The sequence below is a fragment of the Pseudomonas putida W15Oct28 genome (assembly GCF_000708715.2).
GTDB lineage: Bacteria > Pseudomonadota > Gammaproteobacteria > Pseudomonadales > Pseudomonadaceae > Aquipseudomonas > Aquipseudomonas putida_R.
In genome coordinates this window covers 1-23,201 of record NZ_JENB01000067.1, presented here as the reverse complement: position 1 = coordinate 23,201, position 23,201 = coordinate 1, and the positions used below count along the sequence as shown (strand labels likewise).

General features: G+C 61.7%; 25 protein-coding genes. 10 read left to right on the top strand and 15 right to left on the bottom strand.

Annotated elements, in window-relative coordinates; genetic code table 11:
* Positions 1 to 166: 166 nt before the first annotated feature.
* Positions 167 to 1,273, bottom strand: coding sequence for an NADH:flavin oxidoreductase/NADH oxidase (locus AK81_RS26315; protein ID WP_043204042.1), 1,107 nt, complete (start codon positions 1,271 to 1,273; stop codon positions 167 to 169).
* Positions 1,274 to 1,765: 492 nt separating this feature from the next.
* Between AK81_RS26315 and AK81_RS26310 the strand changes: the two genes are divergently transcribed.
* From AK81_RS26310 to AK81_RS26300, 5 genes are all read left to right on the top strand, one after another.
* Positions 1,766 to 2,029, top strand: a complete 264-nt coding sequence (locus AK81_RS26310) for a DUF3077 domain-containing protein (RefSeq protein ID WP_043204040.1) — start codon at positions 1,766 to 1,768, stop codon at positions 2,027 to 2,029.
* Between the two features lie 275 nt (positions 2,030 to 2,304).
* A complete protein-coding gene (locus AK81_RS30555; RefSeq protein WP_241496120.1) occupies positions 2,305 to 2,661 on the top strand; it encodes a hypothetical protein in 357 nt (118 codons plus the stop codon).
* Positions 2,588 to 2,899, top strand: coding sequence for a 2OG-Fe(II) oxygenase (locus AK81_RS30550; protein WP_241496119.1), 312 nt, complete (start codon positions 2,588 to 2,590; stop codon positions 2,897 to 2,899). The genes AK81_RS30555 and AK81_RS30550 overlap by 74 nt, the downstream gene beginning before the upstream one ends.
* Positions 2,896 to 3,759, top strand: coding sequence for a hypothetical protein (locus AK81_RS26305; protein WP_043204038.1), 864 nt, complete (start codon positions 2,896 to 2,898; stop codon positions 3,757 to 3,759). Before AK81_RS30550 ends, AK81_RS26305 begins: the two co-directional genes overlap by 4 nt.
* Positions 3,760 to 3,787: 28 nt before the next feature.
* The gene (locus AK81_RS26300; RefSeq protein WP_043204037.1) at positions 3,788 to 4,345 is read left to right on the top strand and encodes a hypothetical protein; all 558 of its coding nucleotides are present in this window, start codon (positions 3,788 to 3,790) and stop codon (positions 4,343 to 4,345) included.
* 65 nt (positions 4,346 to 4,410) lie between these two features.
* Here AK81_RS26300 and recJ read toward each other — a convergent pair whose 3' ends face one another.
* Both recJ and AK81_RS26290 read right to left on the bottom strand, forming a co-directional pair.
* Entirely contained in the window at positions 4,411 to 6,120 is a 1,710-nt protein-coding gene (recJ, locus tag AK81_RS26295; protein ID WP_043204036.1) for a single-stranded-DNA-specific exonuclease RecJ, read from the bottom strand.
* Between the two features lie 8 nt (positions 6,121 to 6,128).
* Positions 6,129 to 6,671, bottom strand: a complete 543-nt coding sequence (locus AK81_RS26290) for a YaeQ family protein (protein WP_016485154.1) — start codon at positions 6,669 to 6,671, stop codon at positions 6,129 to 6,131.
* 131 nt (positions 6,672 to 6,802) lie between these two features.
* On the opposite strand from AK81_RS26290, the gene AK81_RS26285 reads away from it, so the two are divergent.
* Both AK81_RS26285 and AK81_RS26280 read left to right on the top strand, forming a co-directional pair.
* Entirely contained in the window at positions 6,803 to 8,002 is a 1,200-nt protein-coding gene (locus tag AK81_RS26285) for a CaiB/BaiF CoA transferase family protein (RefSeq protein WP_043204035.1), read from the top strand.
* 21 nt (positions 8,003 to 8,023) lie between these two features.
* Positions 8,024 to 8,899 carry a TIGR02285 family protein gene (locus AK81_RS26280; protein WP_043204030.1) on the top strand — a complete coding sequence of 292 codons (876 nt, stop codon included), beginning with the start codon at positions 8,024 to 8,026 and terminating at the stop codon, positions 8,897 to 8,899.
* A 265-nt stretch (positions 8,900 to 9,164) separates the two neighbouring features.
* Here AK81_RS26280 and AK81_RS28800 read toward each other — a convergent pair whose 3' ends face one another.
* The 6 genes from AK81_RS28800 to xerD form a co-directional block, all read right to left on the bottom strand.
* The gene (locus tag AK81_RS28800; protein WP_081042159.1) at positions 9,165 to 9,446 is read right to left on the bottom strand and encodes a DUF3509 domain-containing protein; all 282 of its coding nucleotides are present in this window, start codon (positions 9,444 to 9,446) and stop codon (positions 9,165 to 9,167) included.
* Between the two features lie 79 nt (positions 9,447 to 9,525).
* Positions 9,526 to 9,945, bottom strand: coding sequence for a response regulator (locus AK81_RS26270; protein ID WP_043204026.1), 420 nt, complete (start codon positions 9,943 to 9,945; stop codon positions 9,526 to 9,528).
* A gap of 214 nt (positions 9,946 to 10,159) precedes the next feature.
* Positions 10,160 to 11,569 (bottom strand): threonine synthase, encoded by a 1,410-nt coding sequence (gene thrC, locus AK81_RS26265; protein WP_043204023.1) that lies wholly within the window; start codon positions 11,567 to 11,569, stop codon positions 10,160 to 10,162.
* A gap of 61 nt (positions 11,570 to 11,630) precedes the next feature.
* Positions 11,631 to 12,935, bottom strand: coding sequence for a homoserine dehydrogenase (locus AK81_RS26260; protein ID WP_043204021.1), 1,305 nt, complete (start codon positions 12,933 to 12,935; stop codon positions 11,631 to 11,633).
* 83 nt (positions 12,936 to 13,018) lie between these two features.
* Complete coding sequence (locus AK81_RS26255) at positions 13,019 to 13,762, bottom strand: thioredoxin fold domain-containing protein (protein ID WP_043204020.1); 744 nt, start codon at positions 13,760 to 13,762, stop codon at positions 13,019 to 13,021.
* A gap of 153 nt (positions 13,763 to 13,915) precedes the next feature.
* Positions 13,916 to 14,812, bottom strand: a complete 897-nt coding sequence (gene xerD, locus AK81_RS26250; protein WP_043204018.1) for a site-specific tyrosine recombinase XerD — start codon at positions 14,810 to 14,812, stop codon at positions 13,916 to 13,918.
* Positions 14,813 to 14,880: 68 nt separating this feature from the next.
* Here xerD and AK81_RS26245 point away from each other — a divergent pair, with 68 nt between their 5' ends.
* A complete protein-coding gene (locus AK81_RS26245) occupies positions 14,881 to 16,686 on the top strand; it encodes a cation:proton antiporter (protein WP_043204017.1) in 1,806 nt (601 codons plus the stop codon).
* Between the two features lie 3 nt (positions 16,687 to 16,689).
* Here AK81_RS26245 and AK81_RS26240 read toward each other — a convergent pair whose 3' ends face one another.
* The 6 genes from AK81_RS26240 to ffh form a co-directional block, all read right to left on the bottom strand.
* A complete protein-coding gene (locus AK81_RS26240) occupies positions 16,690 to 17,097 on the bottom strand; it encodes an acyl-CoA thioesterase (RefSeq protein WP_016501229.1) in 408 nt (135 codons plus the stop codon).
* A 94-nt stretch (positions 17,098 to 17,191) separates the two neighbouring features.
* A complete protein-coding gene (rplS, locus tag AK81_RS26235; RefSeq protein ID WP_003252148.1) occupies positions 17,192 to 17,542 on the bottom strand; it encodes a 50S ribosomal protein L19 in 351 nt (116 codons plus the stop codon).
* 43 nt (positions 17,543 to 17,585) lie between these two features.
* On the bottom strand, positions 17,586 to 18,338 hold the full coding sequence (gene trmD, locus AK81_RS26230; protein ID WP_043204015.1) for a tRNA (guanosine(37)-N1)-methyltransferase TrmD: 753 nt from the start codon (positions 18,336 to 18,338) through the stop codon (positions 17,586 to 17,588).
* Between the two features lie 3 nt (positions 18,339 to 18,341).
* A complete protein-coding gene (gene rimM, locus AK81_RS26225) occupies positions 18,342 to 18,878 on the bottom strand; it encodes a ribosome maturation factor RimM (RefSeq protein WP_043204012.1) in 537 nt (178 codons plus the stop codon).
* 5 nt (positions 18,879 to 18,883) lie between these two features.
* Positions 18,884 to 19,135 carry a 30S ribosomal protein S16 gene (rpsP, locus tag AK81_RS26220; RefSeq protein ID WP_016501232.1) on the bottom strand — a complete coding sequence of 84 codons (252 nt, stop codon included), beginning with the start codon at positions 19,133 to 19,135 and terminating at the stop codon, positions 18,884 to 18,886.
* A 235-nt stretch (positions 19,136 to 19,370) separates the two neighbouring features.
* Complete coding sequence (ffh, locus tag AK81_RS26215; protein ID WP_043204008.1) at positions 19,371 to 20,747, bottom strand: signal recognition particle protein; 1,377 nt, start codon at positions 20,745 to 20,747, stop codon at positions 19,371 to 19,373.
* A gap of 313 nt (positions 20,748 to 21,060) precedes the next feature.
* On the opposite strand from ffh, the gene AK81_RS26210 reads away from it, so the two are divergent.
* Positions 21,061 to 21,870 (top strand): cytochrome C assembly family protein, encoded by an 810-nt coding sequence (locus tag AK81_RS26210; protein WP_043204005.1) that lies wholly within the window; start codon positions 21,061 to 21,063, stop codon positions 21,868 to 21,870.
* A 9-nt stretch (positions 21,871 to 21,879) separates the two neighbouring features.
* Positions 21,880 to 23,085: a transporter associated domain-containing protein gene (locus tag AK81_RS26205; protein ID WP_043204002.1), complete on the top strand. Its 1,206-nt coding sequence runs from the start codon at positions 21,880 to 21,882 to the stop codon at positions 23,083 to 23,085.
* Positions 23,086 to 23,201 lie beyond the last annotated feature (116 nt).

The following is a 23,201-nucleotide window of genomic DNA, read 5'->3' as shown; positions in this document are numbered from 1 at the left end:
TGTAGGAGCGGCCTTGCCGGGGCGCCGGACCGGTCGGAATGGGCCGCAAAAGCGGCCCCAGATTCTTAGCTCCGCCGCTGATATTGCTGGGGCCGCCTTGCGGCCCATTCCGACCGGTCCGGCGCCCCGGCAAGGCCGCTCCTACAGGGGCCGCGCATGGCTTGGGTCAGTCGCGCAGGTCGGACTCGTGAATCGGGTTGGCGCGGCTGGTCGCGCGCTGGTACTGCGCAGGCCAGGTCGCCTTGTTGCCGCCCAGGTCGTCGTCGGCGTGCAGTGGCCAGTATGGGTCGCGAAGCAGTTCGCGGGCGAGGAAGATGACGTCGGCCTGACCGGTGCGCAGGATGTGCTCGGCCTGGGCCGGTTCGGTGATCATGCCCACGGTGCCGGTGGCGATTTCCGATTCCTTGCGCACGCGCTCGGCGAAGCGGGTCTGGTAGCCGGGGCCGGTGGGGATCTCGGCGTTTACCGAGGTGCCCCCAGAGGATACATCGATCAGGTCCACACCCAACCCTCGCAGGCGACGGGCCAGTTCGACGGTTTCATCCGGGTTCCAGCCGTCCTCCACCCAATCGGTTGCCGATACCCGCACCAACAGTGGCAATTCGTTCGGCCATACCTTGCGCACGGCCTCGACCACCTGCAGGGTCAGGCGGATGCGGTTTTCAAAGCAACTGCCGTACTCGTCGCGGCGCTGGTTGCTTAACGGTGACAGAAACTGGTGCAACAGGTAGCCATGGGCAGCATGGATTTCCACCACCTTGAAACCGGCCTTCAAGGCGCGCTCGGTCGAGGCGACGAAGGCTGTGATCACATCCTGGATCTCGTCCGGGGTCAGCTCGTGTGGCGGTGTGTGTTGCGGGTCGAACGCGATCTTCGACGGGCCTACGGGCTGCCAGCCTCCGTCTTCGAATTTCACACTGCCCTGTTTGCCCAGCCAGGGTCGGTAGGTGCTGGCCTTGCGCCCGGCGTGTGCCAGCTGGATGCCCGGCACGGCCCCCTGGGCAGTGATGAAGCGGGTGATGCGTTGCAGCGGCGCGATCTGGGCGTCATCCCACAGGCCAAGGTCTTCGGCGGTAATGCGGCCATCGGCGGTCACCGCCACAGCTTCAGTGATCACCAGGCCGGCGCCCCCCACAGCGCGGCTGCCTAAATGGACAAGGTGCCAGTCGTTGGCCAGGCCATCGATGGCGGAATACTGGCACATCGGCGAAACCGCGATGCGGTTGGGCAGGGTCAACTGACGCAGGGTGTAAGGCTCGAGCAGCAGGCTCATGAGGGCACCTCCCAAGGACTCCAATGGTGATCCGGCCCGGACACTCAATTGCACGTCCCTGGCCCAGGTCCGGTCATAACTTCAGACTAGACCAGAATGGGTGGGGGGGAGGTTCCATGGGATTTTGGGGTGGCTGGCGGTCGGTCAAAGGCAGATTTTAGCGGGCCCATGTCTGATAGGAATTTCAGATGTTCCCTACGACTCAGATCTGGTGAAACCTAGGCTGAGGAAATAACCTACAAGTCCTGTCGACAGGCGTCTGATTGTTCCTGGTAACACCTCCCCTTAGGCTTTCCGGGTCGCTGGAATCGAGCGATGCGGGCGTGGAAACCCGGTCAATCTTCAAGTGCCTGCCGTAATGGCAGCTGTGTGCGGGAGGCCTTATAGCCTACCGGGTTCCTTGAAGACCGGTTTTCCACCCCGCATACAGTTGCCGCCCTTCGTGTGGAAACGGCGGTGGCAACTCCTCTGACCTTCAAGGAATTGCAAAAAGTGACTACAGATGACACCCAATTCACCGTCGGCAAGACCACTTTCTTTCAAAGTGAAAACCAGACCCATCCACTGTTTCGTATCGAAGCAGGCATTCCGTGCCGAGACGCCCGAGAACAGGCTTCGGAACTGATGGGCTACGTAAGGGAACTCACCATCGTCGGCCTGATGGATGAAAAGCCCATGATGATCTGGGCTGCGCACTATCTGAGCGCAATGGCCAAAGCGCTCATGGATGATGCTGAATTAGGCATGGCGCATTGACGACTACGCTAATAATTTTCTGTTAAGGATCAGCGATCCCTCCAAACATGGAAGGTTTGCCACCTCCGTATATACCTGTTTGCCCCGGCATGCCGGGGCATACTGGAAATTTCGCACGCACAATTGCCTGAAGAGCCACATCCGCTTCCGAAAATCTTCTCAACCAGCAACTCTCTCACCCTATCGATTAGTCAGCTGCAATTATTTAACGTTTCCTTGCACCCGAAACTACCGCCTGCAAGGCAATGAAGATGAGCACGATAGAGAGATAGCTAATGAAACGACAATTTACATCTAGCGATGTAGGCATCATAGACAACATCATCACACCCGAAGAGCAAGCCCTGCTTAACAATGCGTTCTCAAACGCTCATTGGCGATATGACTGGCCAGTAAACTCCACACCATTCGCCCGCCCCTGCTGGCACTTTTTCATCGCTGGAAGCAAGCGAGAATCATTGGGATGCTGTGAAGAAGAGCTGAGCAAAAACCCAAGTTGGGGATTTCTAGCCAGCATTTGGCAACGTTTATCCGCCCTGCACATGCAAAAATGCCAGATTGGTTGGCGTCTATGCAAACGGCCAAACCTCCGGGCAAGACAGTCCGATCCACCGGGACAACCTACCCAGTGAGCCAGGGCATACAGCAGTCCTTTTCTGTAACGACTACTGGGCTACGACATGGGGAGGTGAGCTTCTTTTCTGCAATGATGCCAAGACTGACGTCATTGCCGCAGCACTGCCAAAGCCAGGGCGTATTGCCATCTTTAATGGCGAAATGCCGCACCGTGCCAAATCGCCAACCATAGATTGCGACCGCCTGCGCACGACCATTGCATTTAAGACTGTGAACAAGGATTCAAAACCATGACTAAAAGAGTCGAGATATTCGTCGCCATGGTAGACAGGATCGGGAAGCCTGGGTTCCAGGCAGGCGCGGCCGCCGCGATTCAAGATCAGTTCAACACTGACAAGCAGGGCTTTGCACTTGTAGTACAGGGAGCACAAACGAGTAGCGCGATTGCTTCTGTGTTGTCGGTTACGCAAATGACTGCAGGGGCGGTGCCGTTTATAAGTATCGTCACCAACACTTTGGCGGGCACGGTAACTTTTCTGAAGATCGTTGCCGAGTACCAGTCCGACGATATTCTAAAGATCGACGACTACGTAACCCTTGTAGGTAATGTAGCAGGCGTCGTCGCGGGTTTCGCAATACTGGCGGGCGCGCCTTGGATCGCAGGCACTTTTACTGTCGTATCCTTGGGAGCGAGCTTATTTGGGACTTACAATTCAGGCCTTGCAAAAAACATCCAAAACACAATCAACCCAGTAATCGACTCACTCATCAAGCACGACATATCAAAAGAGAGCACGATACCAGTAATAGCACCAAACCTGGTTGTTACTGACCCACAATCCATTAACCACCATTTCGGAGGGCTAATACAAGTCATCACCTGGCACCCCGACACCTTGGAAATAAAACTAGATACTAGAACGTTAGAGTCATTCACTAGCACCCAGCCGATAATACAACCTGGCGGAATCAACCCACCTGTTGCACCACCCACACCTTCCGGCCATGAAGGGGGAGCTACGATAACATTAGGAATTGAAAGCATTAACGGACAACCACCGCCCGGGCCAGCCCTCTCGATTACCACAGTAGTGGGCGGAGGCCAGGACAAATACGCCTGCTGCTCTGCACCACAGCAAGATAAGTATCGCTGAATATATTCCAGACGAGGAGCGCTATCCGATGCTGACTTGGCAGTCGTGGATCCAGATGATGCACGCATTGGAGCCGGGCAAACGAGTCTCCTGCTTATTGCTTGCAGGCTCAATTTTTTCTTGTTTAGCACTCGCCCCCCTTGCCGTGTGGCGGGAAAAGCCAGCGCCTGTGACTGCTCCATGGGTAAGCGTTAGAGCAACGCTTGCAGACGAACCTGAAGCCTGGGATTACGACAAGTCAATTTACACTTTTCGAATCGCATACAAGGAGCCAAGCGGACAAGTTACCAAGCGCCGAATATACGCACACAAGGCGCGTTATGACGCTGCCAACATCAATAAAAAAACACCATTCTTCGCCGAGATCGAAGATGCTTTATCCGGACCAATCGTCAGGCGATTATCAACCGGCAACGAAGTCCTGTACGAGACAGCACTGGAACAGTATGTGATCGAAATATACAATCGCGCACTTCTGGACGGCATTGTGTTCTTCTCACTGCTTGGCTTGGCCTCGTTTGTCGCAGCAGGGGTAATGCACTGGCAAAACCGGCAGCGAAAAAAACAATCTGAGATCAGTCAATAGCAGTTGCACCTGACACCGGCCATGTGGGAGCGGGCATGCCCGCTCCCACAGGTTTCGCGTTGGGCTCAGCGCGGCTCCATGTGGGCAATCATCAACTGCACACTTTCATTGCCACGAAACTCGTTCACATCCAGCTTGTACGCCAACTCGACCCAGCGCACGGTCGGGTTCGGCCACACTTCGCGGTCGACGCCAAAGGCTATGCCATCCAGTCGCACCGAACCACACTCGCTCTTGAGCACTACCTTCAGGTGCCGCTCGCCCACCACGCGCTGCTCCACCAGCTGGAACACGCCGTGGAACAGCGGCTCCGGGAAGTGCTGGCCCCAAGGCCCGGCATGGCGCAAGGCCTTGGCCAGGTCGAGGTGGAATTCCTCCACGGCCAGGCTGCCATCGGACAAAAGCCGGCCTGTCAGGTCTTCCTCGCGCAGCTGTCGCCGCACTTCTTCGTCGAACGCCTCGGCAAAGGCCGGGAAATTACCCTCAGGCAACGACAAGCCCGCAGCCATAGCGTGGCCGCCGAACTTGCTGATCAGCTGCGGGTGGCGCGCCGCCACGGCATCCAGTGCATCGCGGATATGGAAGCCTGGTACCGAGCGCGCCGAACCTTTGAGCATGCCCTCGCCGGCATCAGCGAACGCGATGGTTGGCCGGTGGTAACGCTCTTTAAGGCGCGAAGCCAGAATACCGATCACACCCTGGTGCCAGTCGGCATCGAACAGGCAAAGGCCATAGGGCATGGACTCGACCGGCAGGTCCTTGAGCTGGGCCAGGGCCTCGCGCTGCATGCCCTGCTCGATGGACTTGCGGTCCTGGTTCAAGTCGTCCAGCTGCTGGGCCATGTCCTGGGCCAATGCCGCGTCTTCGCACAGCAGGCACTCAATGCCCAGGCTCATGTCGTCCAGGCGACCGGCGGCGTTCAGCCGTGGGCCGAGGATGAAACCCAGGTCAGTCGAGGTGATGCGCCGGTGATCGCGGCGGGCCACTTCGAGAATCGCCTTCAGGCCTGGCCGGGCGCGACCGGCGCGGATGCGCTCGAGGCCCTGGTGCACCAGGATGCGGTTGTTGGCATCCAGCGGCACCACGTCGGCGACGCTGCCTAGCGCGACCAGGTCGAGCAGTTCGCCGATGTTCGGCTGCGGCTGCGTCTCGTAGCGCCCCAGGGTGCGCAGGCGTGCGCGCAGGGCCATCAGCACGTAGAAGATCACCCCTACCCCGGCCAGCGACTTGCTCGGGAACGTACAGCCCGGCTGGTTGGGGTTGATGATGGCGTCGGCATCGGGCAATTGCTGGCCCGGCAGGTGGTGGTCGGTGACCAGTACCTTGAGCCCGGCGGCCTTGGCTGCCGCCACACCCTCGACGCTGGAAATGCCGTTGTCCACGGTGATCAGCAGTTGCGGCTGACGCTGCAGCGCCACCTCGACGATTTCCGGGGTCAGGCCATAGCCGTATTCGAAGCGGTTGGGCACCAGGTAATCGACGTGGGCTGCCCCCATCAGGCGCAGGCCCAGCACCCCGACCGTGCTGGCGGTGGCGCCATCGGCATCGAAGTCGCCAACAATAAGGATGCGCTGGCGCTGGTCCAGCGCCTCGACCAGCAGGTCGACACCGGCCTCGATGCCCTTGAGCTGCTGGTAGGGCAGCAGGCGCGCCAGGCTTTTGTCCAGTTCGGCCTCGGACTGCACGCCGCGCGCGGCGTACAAACGGGTCAGCAAGGGTGGCAAGTTACCCAGAAATGGCAGGGTCGGCGGCAGGGGGCGAGGTTCGATGCGCATGGGTCGCTTCAGCCACGCTCACCGAGCAGCCACTGCAGTTGCACTTCGTGCTGGCCACGGTCATCCGTCACGAACACCGTGCCTTCACTGATCATCACGTCCCACTTGATGCTGCGCGGCATGTCGGTAGCCAGCGTCTCCAGCACCTCCTGAGGCACCGCAGCGATGTTCAGATTTTTCAGGTTCTTCACGGCACCCACCACCTTGCCTTCCCACACACGCAGGCTGCCATAGGCCAGCAGGCTGGTGCGTTCGGTACGGCGCGAGCACCAGGTCAGGCGGTCGGCGTCCGGCTGGCCCACTTCGATCCAGTGCAGTACACGATCGTCCAGGCTCTTTTCCCACAATGCCGGCTCATCGACATCCGACAGACCGCGGCCAAACGACAAGTTCTCGTTGTACCAGAGCGCATACGCCAACAGACGAACCGCCATACGCTCTTCGGTTTCCGAAGGGTGGCGAGCAATGGTCTGCTTCACGCTTTCATAGACATTGCGATCAAGGTCAGTCAGATTCAATTCGAACTTGTAGGTGGTGGACGGCTGGGCCATGGTCGACGGGCTTCGTGCAAAAGAAAAGTGGCACAGTCTAACCCATCCGCACCTTCCATGCGCCGCAGCAGTACCCGGCGAAACCGACGTGTGATAAAACCACGGCTCTGCCCAGCTGCCACGGATGCCCCATGTCGACGCCCAGCAAACCCCTCGCCGGCCTCAAAGTTGTCGAACTTGGCACCTTGATTGCCGGGCCGTTCGCCTCGCGCATCTGTGCCGAATTCGGCGCCGAGGTGATCAAGGTCGAATCCCCCGATGGCGGCGACCCGTTGCGCAAGTGGCGCAAGCTGTACGAGGGCACTTCGCTGTGGTGGTTCGTGCAGGCGCGCAACAAGCAATCGCTCACCCTCAACCTCAAGCACCCCGAAGGCCTCGAGATTCTGAAGCGCCTGTTGGCCGACGCCGACATTCTGATCGAGAACTTCCGCCCGGGCGTGCTGGAAAAACTCGGCCTGGGCTGGGATGTGCTGCATGCGCTGAACCCGCGCCTGGTGATGGTGCGCCTCTCGGGCTTTGGCCAGACCGGGCCAATGAAAGACCAACCGGGCTTCGGCGCGGTGGGCGAGTCGATGGGCGGCTTGCGCTACATCACCGGCTTCGACGACCGCCCGCCGGTGCGCACGGGCATTTCCATCGGTGACTCGATTGCCGCCCTGTGGGGAGTGATCGGCGCGTTGATGGCGCTGCGCCACCGCGAGGTCAATGGCGGCCAGGGGCAGGTGGTGGACGTGGCGCTGTACGAGGCGATCTTCGCCATGATGGAAAGCATGGTCCCGGAGTTCGATGTGTTCGGCTTTATCCGCGAGCGCACCGGCAACATCATGCCGGGTATCACGCCCTCCTCCATCCACACCAGCGCCGACGGCAAGCACGTGCAGATCGGCGCCAACGGCGATGCGATCTTCAAGCGCTTCATGCAGGCCATCGGCCGTGCCGACCTGGCAGACGACCCGACCCTGGCCAGCAACGATGGCCGCGACCTGCGCCGTGACGAGCTGTACGGGGTGATCGACCGCTGGGCCAACAGCCTGCCCCTGGAGCAACTGATGCAGGTACTGACCACGGCCGAGGTACCGGCCAGCCGTATCTACTCGGCCGAGGACATGTTCAATGACCCGCAGTACCTGGCCCGGGAAATGTTCCTGCAGGCCAAGCTGCCGGACGGCAAGCCGTTCCGCATGCCGGGCATCGTGCCGAAGCTGTCGGAAACACCTGGCTCCACCGAATGGGTCGGCCCGGCGCTGGGCGAACACACCGAGGCATTGCTCACCCGCCTGGGCTACGACGCAGCGGCCATTGCCAGCCTGCGCGAAGCCGGCGCGGTCTGACGCCTGGCGCCGCCCTCGCCCATGCGCGCTGCCCGCTGGTTACGCCACCTGATCCTGCTGTGCGGGCTACTGCCCGCATTGTTCCTGCAGCCTGTCAGTGCCAAGGAACGCATCTTCTGGCTGGTGCGTGACCTGCCGCCGTTCACCATTTTTGAAGGCCCGGAAAAAGGCCAAGGGGTGGTCGACCAGTTGTTGCCGCTGCTGATCGGGCAGATGCCCGAATACGACCACAGCATCGTGCGGGTCAACCGCGCCCGCGGCATTCAGATGCTGCAAGATCGCAACAGCTTCACCTGCGACCCTACCCTGTTATGGACCCCGGAACGTGCCGAGTATGTGCGTTTTTCCATGCCATCGCTGGGCGTGCTCAGCGGCGGCCTGGTGCTGCGCAAGGAAAACCAGGCGCTGGTGGCGCCGTACCTCGACGGCCAGCAGGTAGACCTGCATGGCCTGCTGAGCAACGACTCATTGAAGCTGGGGATTGTCGCCGAACGCAGCTACGGCACCCAGATCGACGCCATCCTGCGCCAGTTGCCCGACAGCGTGCTCAGCCGCCACTACGGCAACGATGCCACCGCCAACCTGCTGCAGATGCAGCAGCTGGGGCGCCTGCGCATGGTGCTCGGCTACTGGCCGGAAGTGCGTTACCTGATTCAGCAGCAAGGGGGCTCACTGGTGGATTACCAGTTCCATCCCGTGCAGGGGGTGAACCACTACCAGTTCCTGCATGTGGGTTGTTCGGACAGCCCGTTGGGGCGGGAAGCGATAGCGCATATCGATCAACTGTTGCCGGCGCTGCGCCGGGATGTGTTGCCGCCGATGTATGCGCGCTGGCTGGACCCGACGTTGCAGGAAGACTATCTGGAAGACAGCAAGCGCTTCTTCGAAGGCCAATAAGCCAACCGACATACACGGTCGCTGTAGGAGCAGCCTTGTGCTGCGAAGAGGCCCGCATGACAAACGCCATTCTCTAGCTGCACTGGCCCTTTCGCAGCACAAGGCTGCTCCTACAGGGATTTGTACAGGCCCAGAAAAAAGAAACCCCGGACGCTGGGGAAGACGCCCGGGGCCAAGCGAAAGTCCTTGGGGACTTCCCGAGGCAGCCTTGCCAGCACCGGAGCAAAGCACTGGCTGGCTACCCTTACACTGTCTGATACACCACTCAGGCAAAGGTTCCCCTGGGTTGCTGACGCTGCTGCAGCGCCGCAATCACACAGGGCTGCAACCGCCCATCGGCGATCTGCAAGTCACGGTGCAGGCCATCTACCAAATCGATCAACAGGCGTTGCTCCCGCAACTGACGCTCGCTGACCATGCGTCGCAGGGTAATGCCGGCAACGCGGTCGTGAACGGTCAACTGTCGATTACCGCTGGCATCGGCTATGCCAAGCTGGGCCTGATAGGGCGTCAGGGCTTCGTTGAGCAGTTTGCAGATTCTTTCCATCCGGTTCACTCGCTGCGTGGTGGGATATAAAGGAACTGACCAACAGGCGCAGCGCAAAGTTCGGCATGCCGCGGCTGTTTCATTGAGCATGCGGGGCAGACGTGACAGTTTGAATACGCCGCCACGGGCGCACCTGCAGCGCTTGCAGGGCACGCTGCAGGCGTGTGGTGGAAAGCGGCCAAGGGAGTTCGGCGAGTACCCAAAGGCCCCGTTTTCTTGCCTCCTGGGCAAGGTTCTGGTGCCTGGGGGTGGCCTGGCCGACAAATAGCAACGCGCGCACCCGGTGCTGCTGGGCGAGCAAGGCAAGGCCGGCCCGCGTGGGCATGGCGTGGTCGAGGATCAGCAAGTCGGGGCGACGCTCAGCGCCCAGGCAGGCGTCGAGGTCAGTGGCGTTTGCGCTGATGCGCACGTTGAAGATGCCCTGGCCATTGAGGGCCTGGTGCAGGAGGATCTGGTGGGATGGGCGAGCCTGGTAGATCAACACATAGGGCTGGTGCATATGCCGCTCCTGGTGGGAGGACCGGCTAATCTAGGCTTGCGGCTCGGCGGGCCGAATAGGATATTTCTGAAGCATCTAAGGGAAAATGCTGAAATTTTGGGGCCGCTCTGCGGCCCATCGCGACGCAAGGCCGCTCCTACAGAGAAACGCATTCTCCTGTAGGAGCGGCCTTGTGTCGCGATGGGCTGCAAAGCAGCCCCAACTACAGCATTACTTAAAGAGGCTTGCCGCGGTTACCGTGCTGGCTGACGAAGCCCTGAACAGCTTTCAGGTCATTGGCCAGCACCGTGCAACGCTCTTCACGGCTGAACAGGTCGGTGAGGTGCGGCGGCAGTTCCAGCGCCTTGCCTACACCCGCCTTTTCCACCGCTTCCGGGAACTTGACCGGGTGCGCGGTACCCAGCACCACCATCGGCGTATCCAGGCTACGGCGGCACTCGCGGGCAGCCTTGACGCCGATCGCGGTGTGCGGGTCGAGCACTTCACCGGTGGCGGCGAAGACTTCGGCAATGGTCTCGCAGGTCTGCTCGTCGCTGACGGCCAGCGAATCGAACAGCTTGCGCGCTTCGGTCCAGCGGCCTTGCTCGACGCTGAAACCGCCACCTTGCTTGAAGTTGGCCATCAGCTCGGCAATGGCGGCGCCGTTGCGGCCGTGCAGGTCGAACAGCAGGCGCTCGAAGTTGGACGAGACCATGATGTCCATCGACGGCGACAGGGTCGCGTGCAGGGTATCCTTGACGTACTGGTTGCCGCTCATGAAGCGGTGCAGGATGTCGTTGCGGTTGGTGGCGACGACCAGCTGGCTGATCGGCAGGCCCATGTTGCGCGCCAGGTAGCCGGCGAAGATGTCGCCGAAGTTGCCGGTGGGTACCGAGAACGCCACCGACCGCGCCGGGCCGCCCAGCTGCAGGGCTGCGTGGAAGTAGTAGACGATCTGGGCCATGATGCGCGCCCAGTTGATCGAGTTGACTGCCACCAGGCGGGTGCCCTTGAGGAACGACTGGTCGGCGAAGCTGGCCTTGACCATTTCCTGGCAGTCGTCGAAGTTGCCTTCGATGGCGATGTTGTGGATGTTGTCGCCGAAGATGGTGGTCATCTGGCGGCGCTGCACTTCCGACACGCGCTGGTGCGGGTGCAAGATGAAGATGTCGACGTTGTCGCAACGGCGGCAGCCTTCGATGGCGGCAGAACCGGTGTCACCGCTGGTGGCACCGATGATCACCACGCGCTCGTTGCGCTTGGCCAGTACGTGGTCGAGCAGGCGGCCGAGCAACTGCAGGGCGAAGTCCTTGAACGCCAGGGTCGGGCCGTGGAACAGCTCCAGCACCCACTCGTTGCTGTTCAGTTGACGCAGCGGGGCGACCGCAGCGTGGGCGAACTCGCCGTAGGTTTCTTCGAGGATCTTCTTGAAGTCGGCATCGGCGATGCTGCCTTCAACGAACGGGCGCATCACACGGAAGGCCAGCTCGTGGTATGGCAGGCCAGCCCAGGAGGCAATTTCTTCCTGGGTGAAGCGTGGCAGGTTTTCGGGCACGTACAGGCCGCCGTCACTGGCCAGGCCAGCCAGCAGCACGTCTTCGAAATTCAGGGCCGGTGCCTGGCCGCGGGTACTGATATAGCGCATGGGTGCAAACCTTCGATGCTGGGGCCGGGGCCGCGCTGGCGGCCCGACGGCACTAATTTTGTTAGTTGAGCTGTTCCACGCGGATGCGCACGACCTTGCCGATCACGTCCTGCAGGGCTTCCAGGGCGACGATGGCGTCGTTGATGCTCTGTTCGACCACGCCATGGGTCAGGAGGATCATCGGCACCAGGCCATCCTGCTCCTCGGCTTCCTTCTGCATGATCGACTCGATGTTGATGCCACGCTCCGACAGGATGCTGGCCACCTGGGCCAGTACGCCCGGGTGATCCTTGGCCTGGATGCGCAGGTAGTAGGCGCTTTCGCAGGCTTCGATCGGCAGAATCGGGTGGGCCGACAGCGAGTCTGGCTGGAAGGCCAGGTGCGGTACGCGGTTTTCCGGGTCGGAGGTCATGGCACGGACCACGTCGACCACGTCGCCGACCACCGACGAAGCGGTAGGCTCCATGCCGGCGCCCGCACCGTAGTACAGGGTGGAACCGGCGGCGTCACCGTTGACCATCACGGCGTTCATCACACCGTTGACGTTGGCGATCAGGCGGTCGGCCGGGATCAGCGTCGGGTGCACGCGCAGCTCGATGCCTTCGGCGGTGCGACGCGCCACGCCCAGGTGCTTGATGCGGTAGCCCAGGGCCTCGGCATAGTTCACGTCAGCGGTGGTCAGCTGGGTGATGCCTTCGGTGTAGGCCTTGTCGAACTGCAGCGGAATGCCGAATGCGATCGACGCCAGGATGGTCAGCTTGTGCGCGGCGTCGATGCCCTCGACGTCGAAGGTCGGGTCGGCTTCGGCGTAACCCAGCGCCTGGGCTTCGGCCAGCACGTCCGGGAAGGCACGGCCCTTCTCACGCATTTCGGTGAGGATGAAGTTGCCGGTGCCGTTGATGATGCCGGCCAGCCAGTTGATGCGGTTGGCCGACAGGCCTTCGCGGATGGCCTTGATCACCGGGATGCCGCCCGCCACGGCCGCTTCGAAGGCGACGATCACGCCCTTCTCGCGGGCCTTGGCAAAGATTTCGTTACCGTGCACGGCAATCAGCGCCTTGTTGGCGGTGACCACGTGCTTGCCGTTTTCGATGGCCTTGAGCACCAGGTCGCGGGCGATGGTGTAGCCACCGATCAGCTCGATGACAATATCGATCTCCGGGTTGCTCGCAACTTCGAACACGTCAGCGGTAATGGGGGTACCGGTAATCTGGCAGTTCGGGTTCTGCGAGCGCATGGCGATCTGTGCCACTTCAATACCGCGCCCGGCACGGCGGGCAATCTCCTCGGCGTTGCGCTGAAGTACATTGAAGGTTCCGCCACCGACGGTCCCCAACCCACAGATGCCTACTTTGACCGGTTTCACTGTGAACTCCCCATTGAACGGCCGACACCTTCGCCGACCGTGAAACATGCCGTCACCCCATGACGACGGCGTACTGAATTGGATTACTTGGCAAGTGCCAGCTTGGCGACCTGCGGTGCCGGCTGGTAGCCCGGAATCACCTGGCCGCTTTCAAGGACGATGGCCGGCGTGCCGTTGACGCCGATCGACTGGCCCAGCTGGAACTGCTTGCCGACCGGGTTGGCGCACTTGGCGGCCTTGATCTCTTCACCTTCGACCATCTTGTCCATCGCCCCACGGCGATCGCTGGAGCACCACACAGCCTGCAGCTGCTGGTCACCCGGCGAGCCCAGCCCCTGGCGCGGGAAGGCGACATAGCGCACTTCGATACCGCGACGGTTCAGCTCGGGCACTTCGGCGTGCAGCTTGTGGCAATACGGGCAGGTGGTGTCGGTGAACACGGTGATGTGCGACTTGGTCTCGCCCTTGGCAGGATAAACCACCATCTCGGCCGCTGGAATGCCGTTGATGAGCTTGGCGACGCCCATACGCTCGGTTTTTTCGGTGAGGTTGACCGGCTTGCCGTCCTGGATCTGGAACAGGTAGCCCTGCATCACAAACTGGCCGTCGGCGCTGGCGTACAGCACGCGGCCGCCCTGCAGCTTCACTTCATACAAGCCGTTCAGCGGGCTGCTGGCCACGCTTTCGACGGGCACTTCCAGCGCGAGGTTCTGCAGCGATTTGCGGATGGCCTGCTCGGCTACGGCATTGCTATCGGTTGCCGCGGCGACGGCAAAGGTACTGGCCAGCGCCAACGCGGCGGCGGCGAAAAACTGGGTCACGCGCATGGGAACTCCTGAAGGCGGACAGGGACCGGAGGGCGCCACCTGCGGAAAAGACGCGGTGGCCGTGCGGCCCTTGGTGCAAACCGCCCAAGCCTACCACATCACACCACCGGTGAAGGGCCTTGCAAGGACCAGTCGGCGGAACATGAAAAACATTCATCCACGCGGGTGGTGCTGCGCGTGCAACTGCTGCAGGCGGGCCTTGGCAACGTGGGTGTAGATCTGGGTGGTCGACAGGTCACTGTGGCCAAGCAGCATCTGCACCACCCGCAGGTCGGCGCCATGGTTGAGCAGGTGGGTGGCGAACGCGTGGCGCAGCGTGTGCGGCGACAGCGATTTGTCGATACCTGCCACCCGGGCATGGTGCTTGATGCGGTGCCAGAAGGTCTGGCGGGTCATCTGTTCGCCGCGCTGGCTGGGAAACAGCACATCGCTGGGGCGGCCATTGAGCAACTCGGCGCGGCCATCGCGCTGGTAGCGCTCCAGCCACACCACCGCCTCTTCGCCCATGGGCACCAGGCGTTCCTTGCTGCCCTTGCCCATCACCCGCAGCACACCCTGGCGCAGGTTGACCTGATCGAGGGTCAGGCTGACCAGCTCGGTGACGCGCAGGCCGCAGGCATAGAGCACTTCGAGCATGGCGCGGTCGCGCTGGCCGATGGCTTCGCCCAGGTCCGGGGCCTGCAGCAAGGCTTCAACGTCGGCTTCGGACAACGACTTGGGCAGCGGCTTGCCCAGTTGCGGCATGTCGACCTGCAGGGTCGGGTCTACCGCCACCCGTTTTTCCCGCAGCAGGTAACGGAAGAAACCGCGCAGGCCGGACAGGAAACGCGCCGTGGAACGTGGCTTGTAGCCCTGATCGAGGCGCCAGGCCAGGTGGTCGAGGATCAGGTCACGGCCAGCGTCGGGCAGCGAAACCGAATGTTCCTGCAGCCAGCCGTTGAACAGTGCCAGATCGCTGCGGTAGGACACGCGGGTATTGTCGGACAGGCCTTTTTCAAGCCACAGGGCATCGAGAAACTGGTCGATCAGGGGGTGGTCGAGGGCGGGCATGAAGACTCAGTGGCAAACGGCAAATTGGCGCTTAGTCTTTCATAACACTGCAGGCATAGGGAGCCCGTATGAACGAACAGCAGATTCTTCTCAGCGTCGGTGGTATCGGTGCCGCTGCGCTTGCCTGCCAATGGCTGGCCTGGCGCCTGAAACTACCGGCGATCCTGTTTCTGCTGCTGGCCGGGATCATCGCGGGCCCGGCACTGGGCTGGCTCGACCCCGAGGCGCTGTTCGGCCCGCTGCTGATGCCGCTGGTGTCGCTGGCCGTGGCGCTGATCCTGTTCGAAGGCAGCCTGACCCTGCACCTGTCGCAGTGGCGCGAGATCGGCAGCGTGGTGCATCGCCTGGTCACCGTGGGCGCATTGGTCACCTGGTTGGTGATCGCCCTGGCGACCCACTGGTTGCTCGGGTTCGACTGGCCGCTGTCGATCCTGTTCGGCACCTTGACCCTGGTGACCGGCCCCACGGTGATCGTGCCCATGCTGCGCGTGGTGCGGCCAAAGTCGACCATCGCCAACATCCTGCGCTGGGAAGGGATCATGATCGACCCGATCGGCGCGCTACTCGCCGTGGTGGTGTACAGCTTCATCATCGCCAGCGCCGACGGCAATGGCCTGAGCCAGAGCCTGACCACCTTTGCCGGGGTGATTTTTTGCGGCACTGCCCTGGGTGCAGCCGGAGGGTGGCTGCTGGGCCAGATCATGCGCGAGCAGTGGCTACCGGAGTATCTGCACAACCTGGCCTCACTGGCGGCTGTGCTGGGTATTTTCATCGCCGCCAACCAGATCATGCACGAGTCCGGGTTACTGGCGGTGACCGTGATGGGGATGTGGCTGGCCAACATGCGCGGGGTCGATGTGCGGCAAATCCTGCACTTCAAGGAAAACCTCAGCGTGCTGCTGATTTCCGGCCTGTTCATCCTGCTGGCTGCGCGTCTTGACCTGCATGCCCTGCTGGGGCTCGGCCCGGCAGTTCTGGCACTGCTGCTGGTAATCCAGTTGCTGGCACGCCCGCTCAACGTATGGCTGGCCACACTGGGCTCGACGCTGAGCTGGCGGGAGCGCGCGCTGCTGGCCTGGATCGCGCCACGCGGTATCGTTGCCGCGGCCGTTTCGGCGATTTTCGCCATCCGCCTGCACCAGGCCGGCCACCAGGACGCCTTGCTGCTGGTACCGCTGACCTTTGCCGTGATCATCGGTACGGTGGTACTGCAGAGCGCCACGGCCAGGCCGCTGGCGCGCCTGCTGAAGGTCGCCGAACCGGCACCCAGCGGGTTTCTCATCGTCGGTGCCAACGGGCCGGCCCGGGCCATCGCCAAAGCCCTGCAACAATTGGGCTGCCGGGTTTTACTGACGGACTCCAGCTGGGAAAACATTCGCGCCGCGCGCATGGACGGGCTACCGACTTATTTTGGCAACCCCGCTTCGCAGCATGCCGACGCCCACCTGGACCTGGTCGGGCTCGGGCACTTGCTTGGCCTGTCGCCCGCCGGCGAAATCAATGCCCTGGCCTGCGCCAGGTTCCGCCATGATTTCGGCCACGGCAGGCTGTTCGTGCTGGCCAGCGGCCTGGAAAAACAACGCAGCGACAAACATCGGGCGGCCGAGGAGCACCGCGGGCACGTGCTGGGGGCCAGCTCGATGACGTATCTGCAACTGGCCAACCGCTTGCATCAGGGCGCCGAGCTGTACAGCACCAACCTGACCGAAGGCTTTGACTGGGACGCCTACCAGGCCCTGCATGGCGAGCGTGCCCACCTGCTGTTCGCTCGCGATGGGCATGGCTGGGTGCATGTAGCCAGCCCCGACAACCCGTTGCAGCCGCAACAGGGGTGGACCCTGGTGGCACTGATCGAACCAGCGCCGCAAGCGTGATGTTCAGGCGCCTGGCAGCACCGGCACCGGGCGCTTGTCTTCATCAATGGCGACGAAGCTGAAGACACCGTGAATCGCCCGCTCGCGGCCGTCCAGGTACATGTTCTCGACAAACACGTCCACCTGTACCTGCAGGCTGGTATTGCCGACCTTGATCACCGAGCCCACCAACTCGACGATCGAGCCCGCCGGGATCGGGTGCTTGAAGTCGATGCGGTCGGTGGACACGGTCACCAGCGGCAGGCGGCAGAAGCGCGTGGCGGCAATGAACGACACTTCGTCCATCCAGGCCAGGGCGGTGCCGCCGAACAGGGTGTTGTGGTGGTTGGTGGTGTTGGGGAACACCGCCTTGGTCACGCGGGTCACCGACAACTCGGTGCGGCGCTGGATTTCCTGGTCTCGGGTAGTCATGGCAATCACATCTTCGGGGGTTCAAAACGCAAAAAAGCAGCCCGAAGGCTGCTTTTTTCTCGCTAGGCGGCCTTGGCCACCGGGCAAACTGTCCTCAGGACAGTTTTTCCTTGATGCGAGCGGCTTTGCCGGACAGGTCGCGCAGGTAGTACAGCTTGGCTTTACGCACGTCACCACGACGTTTCACGGCCAGGCTGTCGATTTGCGGGCTGTAGGTCTGGAAGGTACGCTCAACACCAACGCCGCTCGAGATCTTGCGCACGGTGAAGGCGCTGTTCAGACCACGGTTACGCTTGGCGATAACAACGCCTTCGAACGCCTGCAGACGGGAACGCTCACCTTCCTTCACTTTAACCTGAACGACAACGGTGTCGCCTGGTGCGAAGGTCGGGATTTCCTTGCTCATCTGCTCTGCTTCGAGCTGCTGGATGATTTTGTTAGTCATGCTGTGCTCCTAAGGTGGACAAACGTGATCCACCATCGATACGTTAACTATCGTTCCGCTCGCGGAGGTATTCCTCGAGCAGCTTTTTCTCTTCTCCAGAAAGTGAGCGACTTTCCAGAAGATCGGCGCGTCGTTCGAAGGTCCTACCAAGGGACTGCTTCATCCGCCATCGCCGGATATGTGCATGGTTGCCACTTAGCAACACGTCGGGAACACGCTGATCCGCATACACCTCAGGTCGGGTGTAGTGCGGGCAATCCAGCAAGCCATCGGTGAAGGAATCTTCCTCCGCCGAGCCTACATGCCCTAAAGCTCCGGGCAGCAGCCGCGTAACCGCATCGATCAGTACCATGGCCGGTAGCTCACCACCGGAAAGCACATAGTCACCAATCGACCACTCTTCATCGACATGAGCATCAATAAAACGCTCGTCAATGCCTTCATAACGGCCGGCGATCAGGATCAAAGATTCCTGTTCGGCCAAGCCTTTGACCGCTTGCTGATCCAGCTTGCGGCCTTGCGGCGAAAGGTAGATTACCTTTGCCGTTGCTCCGGTCGCTTGCCTGGCACTGGCCAGCGCATCTTCCAGAGGCTTGATCTTCATCACCATCCCCGGACCACCGCCAAAAGGCCGATCATCCACCGTGTGGTGGCGATCACTGGTGTAGTCCCGCGGATTCCAGCAAGTGACTTGCAACAAGCCCTGCTTCACCGCGCGGCTGGTAATGCCGTACTCCGTAATGGCCGAGAACATCTCGGGGAACAACGTGATGACTTCTACGCGAAGGTTACCCATCAGTTAGAAATCCGCGTCCCATTCGACCCGCATCACACCGGCTTCAAGGTCGACTGCCAGCACACATTGCGCCGTATAGGGCAACAAGCGCTCACGGTCATCCAGGCTGCCTGCGCAAGGCTTGACCACCATTACATCGTTCGCGCCGGTCTCCAACAGGTGATCAATCGTGCCGAACAGCTGTTCGTCCTGGTTGATGACTTTCAGACCGACCAACTGGTACCAGTAGTACTCGTCGTCCGTCAGGTTGGGCAAAAGGCTGCGCGAGATGCAAATCTCGTAACCGCTCAGAAGACGTGCTTCGTCACGATCGTCGAGCCCTTTGAGCTTGGCGACCAGCTCCTTTTTATTGGAACGGCCACTGACCAGCTCGACCTGCTTGACCGACCCTTCGCGCCGAAGCGTCCAGGTACGGTAATCCAACAGGTTTTCAATCGGATCGGTAAAGGAATACACCTTCACCTCGCCGCGAACGCCGTGAACCGAAAAAATCTTGCCAACGACGATGAGGTCGTCAGCCTTTTCTGGCGTCGCGTTCATACAGTTCAGGCAGCAGCCTTGGCCGCTTCCTTCAGCAGCTGAGCAACACGCTCAGACGGCTGTGCGCCGATGCTCAGCCAGTGAGCAACGCGGTCTTGTTTAACGGACAGACGAACTTCCTGACCACGGGCGATCGGGTTGAAGAAGCCAACCTGTTCGATGTGGGAGCCGTCACGCGGGTTACGCGAGTCGGTTACGGTCAGTTGGTAAAACGGGCGCTTTTTGGAGCCGCCACGGGCAAGACGAATGGTAAGCATTGAACATCGTTCCTGTAGTCGGTGCTGCAAATCATGATGCACAGCGGGCACACGGGTGCCCGAAAGGCCGCACATTCTCAAGGAATATCCGGACATTTGCAAATGCCTTTTTACTTCAAATAAAAAGGCCAGCCTGCTGATCTGCTATTAAGCCGCCTCTTCATAGAGGCGGCGGTGTTCCCGCCGAAGCGGGTTCCGGTCAGCGGCGAGGTTGCCGCCGCTGGCCTGAGTCTGTTTACAGCTTGGGCATGCCGCCGCCGGGCATCATGCCGCCCAGGCCGCGCATCATCTTGGCCATGCCGCCTTTGGCAGAAAATTTCTTCATCATCTTCTGCATTTGCTTGTGCTGCTTGATCAGCTTGCCGATGTCCTGCACCTGGGTGCCGGAACCCAGGGCGATACGGCGTTTGCGCGAACCACTGATCAGGTCAGGGTCGCGGCGCTCGGCCGGGGTCATGGAGTTGATGATCGCTTCCATCTGCTTGAACTGCTTCTCGGCCGCGCCCTGGGCATTGCCCATCTGCGACAGGTTGACCCCGCCGATGCTCGGCAGCTTGTCCATCAGGCCGCCAAGGCCGCCCATGTTCTTCATCTGTTGCAACTGGTCGCGGAAGTCTTCGAGGTCGAAGCCCTTGCCCTTCTTCAGCTTCTTGGCCAGCTTGTCGGCCTTGGCCTTGTCGATGGTCTGCTCGGCCTGTTCGATCAGGCTGAGCACGTCACCCATGCCGAGGATGCGCGAGGCGACGCGGTCGGGGTGGAACGGCTCGAGGGCCTCGGTCTTCTCACCCATACCGATGAACTTGATCGGCTTGCCGGTGATGGCACGCACCGACAGCGCAGCACCGCCACGGGCGTCACCGTCAACCTTGGTCAGCACCACGCCAGTCAGCGGCAGGGCCTCGCCAAAGGCCTTGGCAGTGTTGGCGGCGTCCTGGCCGGTCATGGCGTCGACCACGAACAGGGTCTCGACCGGCTTGACTGCAGCGTGCAGCGCCTTGATCTCGTCCATCATGTCGGTGTCGATGTGCAGACGGCCGGCGGTGTCGACGATGACCACATCGATGAACTTCAGCTTGGCTTCGCGGATGGCCGCTTCGGCAATGGCCACCGGCTTCTGGCTGATGTCGGACGGGAAGAAGGTGACGCCGATGTCGTTGGCCAGGGTTTCCAGCTGCTTGATCGCCGCCGGACGATAGACGTCGGCGGACACCACCATCACGGTCTTTTTCTTGCGCTCTTTAAGGAAGCGCGCCAGCTTGCCGGCGGTGGTGGTCTTACCGGCGCCCTGCAGGCCGGCCATCAGTACCACGGCGGGCGGAGCAGCATTGAGCGCCAGGTCTTCGTTGGCCGCGCCCATCAGGCTTTCCAGCTCGGCCTGGACGATCTTCACGAACGCCTGGCCCGGGGTCAGGCTGCGCGACACTTCGGTGCCGACCGCACGCTCCTTGACGCTATTGACGAAATCCTTGACCACCGGCAGGGCAACGTCGGCCTCGAGCAGGGCCATGCGCACTTCGCGCAGCGTGTCCTTGATGTTGTCTTCGGTCAGCTTGGCCTTGCCGGTGACATGGCGCAGCGTCTGTGACAGGCGGTCGGTCAGGTTTTCGAACATGGTGATCCTTTCAGGCCCAGTAAAAGCCGAGGTTTGTCAGGCACCCTGGGGGAAATACACACCCACCGGGCACAGCAAGGCGGCGATTATAGCGAAGTGCGGCGGCGGCGCACACCTTGGGAGATATTCGGTGGCTGTGCCGGCCTCTTCGCGGGCACGCCCGCCCCCACAGGATCTTCAACCTCTTGCAGACCTGTGATGCACCTGTGGGAGCGGGCGAGCCCGCGAATGCCCTGACACAAGCCTCCAGTCTTCCTTGATCAGCGGAATCTATGCCAAACTCCGTCTCTTTAAGGCTCGTCAACCAGGACTTATGGTCTCCTCTCCCAGCCTCATCCCCAACCTGATCGCTGCCGGCCTCTATATAGCTGCAGCCATCTACCAGGGCTCGCACCTGGCCCAGGGCCGCAAGTCCGACAAGCGCCTGCTTGCCCTGCTGGGTGCCATTGCGGTGCTCGCCCAGGCCGGTGCGCTGTACTTCCAGCTGATCACCCCGCTGGGCCTGAGCCTGGACTTCTTCAGTGCCGCCAGCCTGATCGCCGTGGCCGTCATCACCCTGACCCTTGTAGCCTGCCTGCGCATACCGGTAGAAAACCTGCTGGTGCTGCTGTTCCCGCTGGGTGCGGTGACCGCGCTGCTGGCGCAGTTCGCGCCACCTGGCACCGTACCGCTGATCAACGAAGAGCCGGGCATCCTCGCGCATATCCTGCTGTCGATCCTGGCGTACGGGCTGTTCACCATCGCGGTGTTCCAGTCGCTGCTGTTGCTGCTGCAGGACCGCCAGCTGAAGAACAAGCACCCGTCCGGGCTGATCCGCAACTTCCCGCCCCTGCAAACCATGGAAAGCCTGCTGTTCGGCTTCCTCTGGGCCGGCTGGTGCCTGCTGTCGCTGTCGCTGATCTCCGGCTGGCTGTTCCTCGACAACCTGTTCGCCCAGCACCTGGTACACAAGACCTTGCTGGCCTGTGTCGCCTGGGTGGTGTTCAGCGTACTGCTGTGGGGCCGCACCCGCCTGGGCTGGCGTGGCCACAAGGCCATCCGCTGGACGCTGGCTGGTTTCTGCCTGCTGATGCTGGCCTATTTCGGCAGCAAGCTGGTTCGCGAATTCATCCTGCATATCTGACGGCCGCTCATGGACACACTGCCGTACGCACCGCTACTCGGCACCCTGGCACTGGCGCTGCTGTGGTCGGCGCTATTCACCACGGTGGATGCCGCCCGCCTGCAGCTCAATGGCACGCTGCGCACCTTTGATGACGGCCAGCCCGTGCTGCCGGCCCAGGCCCTGGTGCTGTGCGCCAGCCTGGGCAAGTTGCTGGTGCTTGGCCTGGCCTGCCTGGTAGGCCAGCGCCATAGTGGCGAGCACGGCTTCTGGTTGGCAGGGCTGGCCGCCACCCTCACCTTGCTTGTGTTTGCCGAATACCTGCCGCGGCGCCTGGCCCGGCGTAACCCGCAGGCCTGCGTCAGCCTCGGTACCAGCCTGCTGAAAGTGCCCCTGGCCCTGCTGCAGCCGCTGGCCTGCCTGCTGGACGGCCTCGCCAAGCTGCTCCTGCGCCCGTTCCGCGCGCAACCCACGGCCGTGGCCCTGCACCCGCAGGAAGCCGACGACTTTGACGAAGACGAGGAGCACGAAACACCCCGCCACGGCCTGCTCGACGGCCTGCAGTCGCTGGACAAGGTCACCGTCAACGACATCCTGGTACCGCGCAACGAAGTGGACGGCATCAACCTCGACGAGCCGATCGGGCGCATCATCGAGCAGTTGATCATCAGCCGCCACACCCGCCTGCCGGTCTACCACAACGACATCAACCAGGTTGAAGCAATCCTCAACACCAAGCTGATCAGCCACCTGCTGCCCAAGGGCGACCTGACCCTGGAGGCGCTGCACAGCGCCTGCTACGAACCCTATTTCGTGCCAGAAAGCACGCCCCTGCAAATGCAGCTGCTGAACTTCCACAAGCAACAGCGCCGGCTGGGCGTGGTGGTGGACGAGTACGGCGAGGTGCAGGGCATCGTCACCCTGGAAGACATCCTCGAAGAAATCGTTGGCGAGTTCGAGGACGAACAGAGCCTGGAAAACCCCCACGTACACCCGCAGCCCGATGGCACCTTCGTCATCGACGGCAACGCCTCGCTGCGCGAAATCAACCGCACCCTGGGCTGGCACCTGCCCTGCGACGGCGGGCCGAAAACCCTCAACGGGCTGGTGACCGAGGCGCTGGAAAGCATCCCGGAAAGTGCCGTTTGCCTGAAGATCGGCCGCTATCGCCTGGAAATCCTCGAAACAGAGGACAATTGTGCCAGCAAGGTACTGGTGTGGACCGTGACCCGATAGCTATACTCGGGTCACGCTTACCCAGCCCCGCCGTCACGCCTGCTACCCGCACCCGGCGTTACACGGCCAGTCCGCTCCACTGACACGCCCCGCGGTCCTGCTTCAACACCCCGAAC

Bases quoted from the DNA above. Each gene is read 5' to 3' on its own strand.
- AK81_RS26315 (WP_043204042.1), bottom strand. From the start codon at position 1,273: ATGAGCCTGCTGCTCGAGCCTTACACCCTGCGTCAGTTGACCCTGCCC.
- AK81_RS30555 (WP_241496120.1), top strand. From the start codon at position 2,305: ATGAAACGACAATTTACATCTAGCGATGTAGGCATCATAGACAACATC.
- AK81_RS26305 (WP_043204038.1), top strand. From the start codon at position 2,896: ATGACTAAAAGAGTCGAGATATTCGTCGCCATGGTAGACAGGATCGGG.
- AK81_RS26300 (WP_043204037.1), top strand. From the start codon at position 3,788: ATGCTGACTTGGCAGTCGTGGATCCAGATGATGCACGCATTGGAGCCG.
- recJ (WP_043204036.1), bottom strand. From the start codon at position 6,120: ATGCGCATCGAACCTCGCCCCCTGCCGCCGACCCTGCCATTTCTGGGT.
- AK81_RS26290 (WP_016485154.1), bottom strand. From the start codon at position 6,671: ATGGCCCAGCCGTCCACCACCTACAAGTTCGAATTGAATCTGACTGAC.
- AK81_RS26285 (WP_043204035.1), top strand. From the start codon at position 6,803: ATGTCGACGCCCAGCAAACCCCTCGCCGGCCTCAAAGTTGTCGAACTT.
- AK81_RS26280 (WP_043204030.1), top strand. From the start codon at position 8,024: ATGCGCGCTGCCCGCTGGTTACGCCACCTGATCCTGCTGTGCGGGCTA.
- AK81_RS28800 (WP_081042159.1), bottom strand. From the start codon at position 9,446: ATGGAAAGAATCTGCAAACTGCTCAACGAAGCCCTGACGCCCTATCAG.
- AK81_RS26270 (WP_043204026.1), bottom strand. From the start codon at position 9,945: ATGCACCAGCCCTATGTGTTGATCTACCAGGCTCGCCCATCCCACCAG.
- thrC (WP_043204023.1), bottom strand. From the start codon at position 11,569: ATGCGCTATATCAGTACCCGCGGCCAGGCACCGGCCCTGAATTTCGAA.
- AK81_RS26255 (WP_043204020.1), bottom strand. From the start codon at position 13,762: ATGCGCGTGACCCAGTTTTTCGCCGCCGCCGCGTTGGCGCTGGCCAGT.
- xerD (WP_043204018.1), bottom strand. From the start codon at position 14,812: ATGCCCGCCCTCGACCACCCCCTGATCGACCAGTTTCTCGATGCCCTG.
- AK81_RS26245 (WP_043204017.1), top strand. From the start codon at position 14,881: ATGAACGAACAGCAGATTCTTCTCAGCGTCGGTGGTATCGGTGCCGCT.
- AK81_RS26240 (WP_016501229.1), bottom strand. From the start codon at position 17,097: ATGACTACCCGAGACCAGGAAATCCAGCGCCGCACCGAGTTGTCGGTG.
- rplS (WP_003252148.1), bottom strand. From the start codon at position 17,542: ATGACTAACAAAATCATCCAGCAGCTCGAAGCAGAGCAGATGAGCAAG.
- trmD (WP_043204015.1), bottom strand. From the start codon at position 18,338: ATGGGTAACCTTCGCGTAGAAGTCATCACGTTGTTCCCCGAGATGTTC.
- rimM (WP_043204012.1), bottom strand. From the start codon at position 18,878: ATGAACGCGACGCCAGAAAAGGCTGACGACCTCATCGTCGTTGGCAAG.
- rpsP (WP_016501232.1), bottom strand. From the start codon at position 19,135: ATGCTTACCATTCGTCTTGCCCGTGGCGGCTCCAAAAAGCGCCCGTTT.
- ffh (WP_043204008.1), bottom strand. From the start codon at position 20,747: ATGTTCGAAAACCTGACCGACCGCCTGTCACAGACGCTGCGCCATGTC.
- AK81_RS26210 (WP_043204005.1), top strand. From the start codon at position 21,061: ATGGTCTCCTCTCCCAGCCTCATCCCCAACCTGATCGCTGCCGGCCTC.
- AK81_RS26205 (WP_043204002.1), top strand. From the start codon at position 21,880: ATGGACACACTGCCGTACGCACCGCTACTCGGCACCCTGGCACTGGCG.